Here is a 5389-nt window from a genome sequence, read left to right on the forward strand (position 1 = left end):
ATCGGCAACGACCGGCGAAAAACGATCGACAGGGACGAGACCACGCTGGTCAAGCGCGACAGGACAGAGACTGTCAATCGTGACGAGACCATCACGATCCATAACAATCGCGTCGAACGGGTCGACCACGATGAGAAAATCAGCATCGGCGAAAACCGATCCGAGGACGTAGGAAAAAACGAGATCATCAATATCGGCGGTAACCGTACTAAGTCTATCATAAAAAATGAAAAAGACAGGATAGGGAAAAGTTGGTCGATAAACGTGACAAAGTTTAAGACCGAGACCATCGGCATGGCTTACATGCAAAACGTCGGTTTGGGTCGTCTGGAAAACGTGGGGCTGGGCTATAGCTTAAATGTAGGCATGATGATGTCGACAATTGTTGGCATGAGCCAGACCACTAAAGTGGGAAAAAAAATATATATTAATGCAGGCGAAGAGCTTGAGGTCATTGTCGGAAAATCGAGTCTCATTATGAAAGCAGACGGCGCTGTAACCATCACCGGGAGTAAGTTTAATTTTGAAGCAACCGGACCGGTGCAAATAACTGGCAAAGATGTAGATATTAATTAGCCAAACGAATTAAGACATGGAATTTCGCAATCAAACCTCCTTTCCAAGCCTTGCATTTGAAGGTATTGACCAGCTCGACCAAAAATTCCATGTCGTGGTTATTCGTCAAACGCTAACCTGGTCAGAAAATTGTGAATTAGTTTATGCTGATGAGCAGGCACCGCTTTGCGAGGTGGACGAGTATTTTGGAAAAATCAACGAAAGTAGTGTGCGGCAAGAGTCCGACCTTTGCCACTACAAACCGAAATGCGACGTCATTGTCAATGCCACAGCTTACGCGCCAATGGGTGAGCCCCCAACGAAGCTACTCGTACGGTTGGTCCTAAAACGGCCTAGCGATGAGGCACCCTTGCCCGAGAAACCTTACGGGCTAAACCAGTTTAGCGCGCCGACGGAAAAGCAGATGGAGCAATGGAGACGTGACGTAGAGTATGCACGTGGCATCCGGATCGCGGGACGGACTCTTATAGACAAAACCTTGCGCGTTACGGGAGAGCGTGCTCTGGTACGATACGCTTGGCCAATACATACACTAGCAACAATTTTTCGACTTTTAACGTTGGGTTTAGTACCCATTCCCACATGGCACCTAACCCGCGCAAAAACATTCAAGTCTTTTCCACTACGATATGAATATGCATATGGAGGAGAATGCCGGGTTAATAGAAATGAGACATTGGCTAAGCGAATTAAGAAAAAACATCGCATACCCGGGCTTGAAAACGTCAATACTGTCGATAATAACGAATCCGAGGCCACGCAAGCGATAGCTCATGATGTTTTTGAGTGTAACGCTGCTGGGCGTGGGTACGCCCAGCAATGGTACTTAAATGCTGCCAACACATATCGGTTAAGCGCCCCGCAGGTTGAATTAGTTGATCAACCTTTCAGCGTAGCAGATTTTGCGTCAATACCAAAACAAGATAAAAGCAAGAAAGACATAACAATTTTTCCAGCCCAAGCAGGTTTCGCAATTCGTTCAAAAGTGCATCCCCTTCGCCGCAATCTGGCGGGAACAATTGATCAGAAGTTTGTTGAAAGCAATGCATGGCTACCCAGAGATTTTAAATTTGATGTATGGAACGCAGCGCCGGTTGACCAGCAAACGCCATTTTTAGTAGGTGACGAGATTATCGAACTAACCAATCTCTGCGCACCAGAAAGCTCTGGTGCAGTGACTAATAATGCAGGGCAAACGTTTTTGAGATTGAATTTACCTGGGAATTACTGCACCTTACTGATGAGGATGAAAGATGGATCGCTATCTTTCAATCGCATGTATATTGATACTTTGATTGTGGAACCCGAAGAAAAAATTGTCAGTTTGGTATGGCGAGCGGTGTTTGAAAAATCGTTAAAATTACGCGCAGTTGATGCTTTTCTTCATGGTAAATTTGAGTTTTCATATACTCAAAATATTTTAAATAAGCAGAAAGAATAAAGGAATTGAATGGGCAAAATCGGTGCGCGGAAAAATAGCATTTTTAAAGCTGTGTCAACTGCCCCCTCCTTCAACAAGACTCCGCTGGGCAGTAGCACACCGCCTATTCCCTATCCCACTGTGCAGGACCTATCAAACAGTGTGGATGTGGCTATGACAGTTCGTTTTAACGGAAATCCTGCATATGTGCTTAATATGACCCAACAACCAGGTTGCAAAGGTGATGATGCTGGGACCGCCAAAGGGGTAAAGTCAGGTACCGTAAATGGTTTCGTAAAACCTACAAAGGGCGCTCCGCATTTCAAAGCGGAGAAACATCCTGTCGTCCGGCACGGGGACCCTAATGTAATGAATGGCGGTAACAACCCGGGCATCTATGTTACTACGCAAAGCGTGCATCCAAAAGAAAACGCAACAGCAGCAGCGGAAAATGCAGAGCATAGTCCCTTAATACAGGGCGAAACAGACGCTGAAAAATCATTCTTAGCGCGCCTTCCCCCGCCGCCGATACCTACCCCAGAAACGTTTTTAGTTACAGGGAAATTACTTTCGCTTACAGTCGGCGCAGTGACAGATAATTCAATATCGAGTCCCTTGATGACTTTTGTTCCCGGACAAAAAGGATAAGCATGGTCCTCGATCTTTTACTAGGACTATTAGTATTCGGAGCGGTGGTTGTATTAGCGAAAGTGATCGGTTGGAATCCTCTAAAACCACCTCGAAATGGCAGAGTTGACGTTTATCCATTAGAGAGCGACGATGGCAGAATTCCGTCGTTGGGTAATGCTCCTGCGGTTAAGAGCGAAGACGATACGCCACCATTGACCGGTACCGAGACCACGACTATAGTCGGAAGCCAAACGCTTGAATGCGGTGAGGATGGCAGTTACCGGGAGACAAAGAAAAGAACGGCAGGTAACAAATTCGATCGTGACCATATACCCTCCAAGGCCGCGTTACAACAGGCAGCCAAAGACTATATATTTGAAAACGGAATTACATTATCTGAGCGCCAAGCTGCAGCACTTTTTGGCGACTACGGTCTAATTTCGATGGCAGGTCAGGTCATCGTTACTCCTAAAGGTGATCATAAGGCGTTTAGCCAAACCTATACCAATAAAAACACGCCAGAAAAAATTGAGCGAGATGCTGGGAACCTTCAACAAGCCGCAGAAGAAGACACCAGAGCAATGGAAGATGCCGAAGGTAAGGAAATGGACGCCGATTGCGTAGAAAAATACAGAGCAGCAGCGAGGCGAATTCGAGCGAAAACGCACCAAGAATATATTGATGATCTAGCAAAATTGGTTGACGAAGTCCAAGCAAAATATCCAACAGGAGGCGGTATATGAAAATCTCTCGATTAACAAATTTTTTAAGTTTTCCAGCACAAAATATCGACTTTGATAAATTTTTGATTGAACATGAAATTACTGAACGTCCCTTGGATAAGCCAACACCCATAGCTTGGCTGAATAGAAAAGATCTGGGTGTTTCTATGATCTTCTATCCAGTACGTGATTATAGAAAATGGTGGGGTCTGGTAGGAGAAGACGGAGAAATGATTTTTTCCACATTGCAGATTTACGGTGAAAATAACGATAGTGGGTTCGCTGGATATCGTGATCAATTACCATATGGATTGACATTTGCAAGTACACTTCAGGAGGCACGTGCTATTTTCGGAGAGCCGACTCTTGACCACCTATCAGGACCGGAAAACCGGGTTTATCTGTGGTACGGATATCAAGGATATTCTATAGCGCTTTGCTTTCTCCCAGAAAATAATGGAATTTCTTTTTTGTCGATTGAAAAAAATAAAAAAAATCCACCAAAGAAGAAGTAGTAATTTCCAGTGAAATTTTACTTAAATATTTTTAATTTGATGCATTAGTTAATTGTAAAATATCATCGAAATAATATAGATGAATATTCGAATTAAGGACAAGGTGAGCTTAAATGAATTCCTATACTCCGCCAAGCGCTGATTTATTTCTTGCTCATTTGGGTAAGCCGCTGGATATAATTGACCAAGCTGTTTTTCGCTTTGCCCGCGAACCTGACTTTACTGTACCTGAGCATTCCCCCATTGGAGGAATTTTTTTTAGAAAATTGGGTTTTTCATTTACTTTTTGTTCACCGGAATTTTATCATTCGGATGAGCTTGCGACGAGTCGTCCGCCCATAATTACCAATGTTCAAATTTATTCTGGTGACATAAAATATCCGTTCGTTTCCTATGCAGGTAACTTGCCATTTGCCCTGGAATTTGGAGATAGCCGCGAGCTCGCATTAAAAAAATTAGGTACTCCTAATTGGCAACACCCGTTTGTAGCGCCGTTTACTTTTGAGCGTTGGGATATGGGTGATCGGTGGATTTTGCTCGAATACTCGGCAGATATGGATAAAATTATCATGATTCAGATTGGCTTAACACCCAATAAGAGGCGACGCTCCTTGCTGCCCCGTATTACCCAGCCTGATATTTTTGCGTTGACTCATAGGCTGGGGAGCAATTTTTCAGATCTTATCCAAGATGCGAATTTCTTGGGCATTGACTTATCTGGTGTTCCTAAAGGGGCTATTGATCCAATCGGGTCTTACGAAGTCGATGCTCTTAGCACACATGGCATTGAACTCTATTTTCGTACGGCAATTGGAAGTGAGAGGACGTTCAACGTTTTATCGGGGGCACGCTATATCCGTAAAGGCGTTTATGGGTCGGTAGGATTCGACGGAGCCTTACCAAAAAACTTAATGTTTGAAGATTCTCCAGAGATCGTCATTAAAAAAATAGGCAGTTTTCCTGTAACAGGAAAAGCGGATGCGCTTAGTGGGTATTATGTTTGGAATTTGCGTGAATTTTTGTTGCATGTGGGGTTTAGCGTTATGGAACGACGCATAAACAGAATTTTCGTTGCTGCCCATCCGTATTATTCGCCGTCTTTGCTTGAGTCTCCCCGTCTTACGTCTCCGCTAGCTAAAAACATTATTTTTTAATAACTATCTAATGTGGGGTTCCCGGTGCAACGGAACGTAAAACCGGGTTAATGACTCAAATTGTCAAGAAATGCCTGAATCGGCCCTACTCTGACGCATTTGAAGCCACATTCATGACGCCAAGTTGAAGCGTACATCGGTTGGACACTTGTCAGCAGGAGACCGGTAGCCCCACGATTTGGCTTAACCGTGTTTTCCGTTCCACTGCCTCAGATCCCAGGATTTGTCGAGGAAATGAAACATTTTGCGTTGGATAAGGAAGCGGGCCGGTCACCGCTTTCGCGGCGTGGAAGCCCGGCTGTTCCTGCTGTTTATTCTGAACGGATTTCCGCTAATTCCCGCCGCACTGTCTGTTTTAGCGCCGCAGGCGCG

5 protein-coding genes and 1 pseudogene are annotated in these 5389 nt (G+C 44.6%); all 6 read left to right on the forward strand.

Annotated features, from left to right (window positions below; all coding sequences use genetic code 11):
• A pseudogene (locus PO883_RS33620) lies at positions 1–576 on the forward strand (type VI secretion system tip protein VgrG); the annotation flags it as partial.
• A gap of 16 nt (positions 577–592) precedes the next feature.
• The gene (locus tag PO883_RS33625; RefSeq protein ID WP_289313666.1) at positions 593–2017 is read left to right on the forward strand and encodes a DUF2169 domain-containing protein; all 1425 of its coding nucleotides are present in this window, start codon (positions 593–595) and stop codon (positions 2015–2017) included.
• A gap of 9 nt (positions 2018–2026) precedes the next feature.
• A complete protein-coding gene (locus PO883_RS33630; RefSeq protein WP_289313667.1) occupies positions 2027–2644 on the forward strand; it encodes a DUF4150 domain-containing protein in 618 nt (205 codons plus the stop codon).
• Positions 2645–2646: 2 nt separating this feature from the next.
• Positions 2647–3369: a hypothetical protein gene (locus PO883_RS33635; RefSeq protein ID WP_289313668.1), complete on the forward strand. Its 723-nt coding sequence runs from the start codon at positions 2647–2649 to the stop codon at positions 3367–3369.
• The gene (locus PO883_RS33640) at positions 3366–3863 is read left to right on the forward strand and encodes a hypothetical protein (protein WP_289313669.1); all 498 of its coding nucleotides are present in this window, start codon (positions 3366–3368) and stop codon (positions 3861–3863) included. The genes PO883_RS33635 and PO883_RS33640 overlap by 4 nt, the downstream gene beginning before the upstream one ends.
• Before the next feature lie 113 nt (positions 3864–3976).
• Positions 3977–5017: a hypothetical protein gene (locus tag PO883_RS33645; RefSeq protein ID WP_289313670.1), complete on the forward strand. Its 1041-nt coding sequence runs from the start codon at positions 3977–3979 to the stop codon at positions 5015–5017.
• Positions 5018–5389 lie beyond the last annotated feature (372 nt).

The sequence above is a fragment of the Massilia sp. DJPM01 genome (assembly GCF_030348125.1).
Classification (GTDB): domain Bacteria; phylum Pseudomonadota; class Gammaproteobacteria; order Burkholderiales; family Burkholderiaceae_D; genus Telluria_A; species Telluria_A frigida.

What these genes read in the sequence shown, in the direction of transcription:
- PO883_RS33625 (WP_289313666.1), top strand. Translation starts at nt 593, where the DNA reads ATGGAATTTCGCAATCAAACCTCCTTTCCAAGCCTTGCATTTGAAGGT.
- PO883_RS33630 (WP_289313667.1), top strand. Translation starts at nt 2,027, where the DNA reads ATGGGCAAAATCGGTGCGCGGAAAAATAGCATTTTTAAAGCTGTGTCA.
- PO883_RS33635 (WP_289313668.1), top strand. Translation starts at nt 2,647, where the DNA reads ATGGTCCTCGATCTTTTACTAGGACTATTAGTATTCGGAGCGGTGGTT.
- PO883_RS33640 (WP_289313669.1), top strand. Translation starts at nt 3,366, where the DNA reads ATGAAAATCTCTCGATTAACAAATTTTTTAAGTTTTCCAGCACAAAAT.
- PO883_RS33645 (WP_289313670.1), top strand. Translation starts at nt 3,977, where the DNA reads ATGAATTCCTATACTCCGCCAAGCGCTGATTTATTTCTTGCTCATTTG.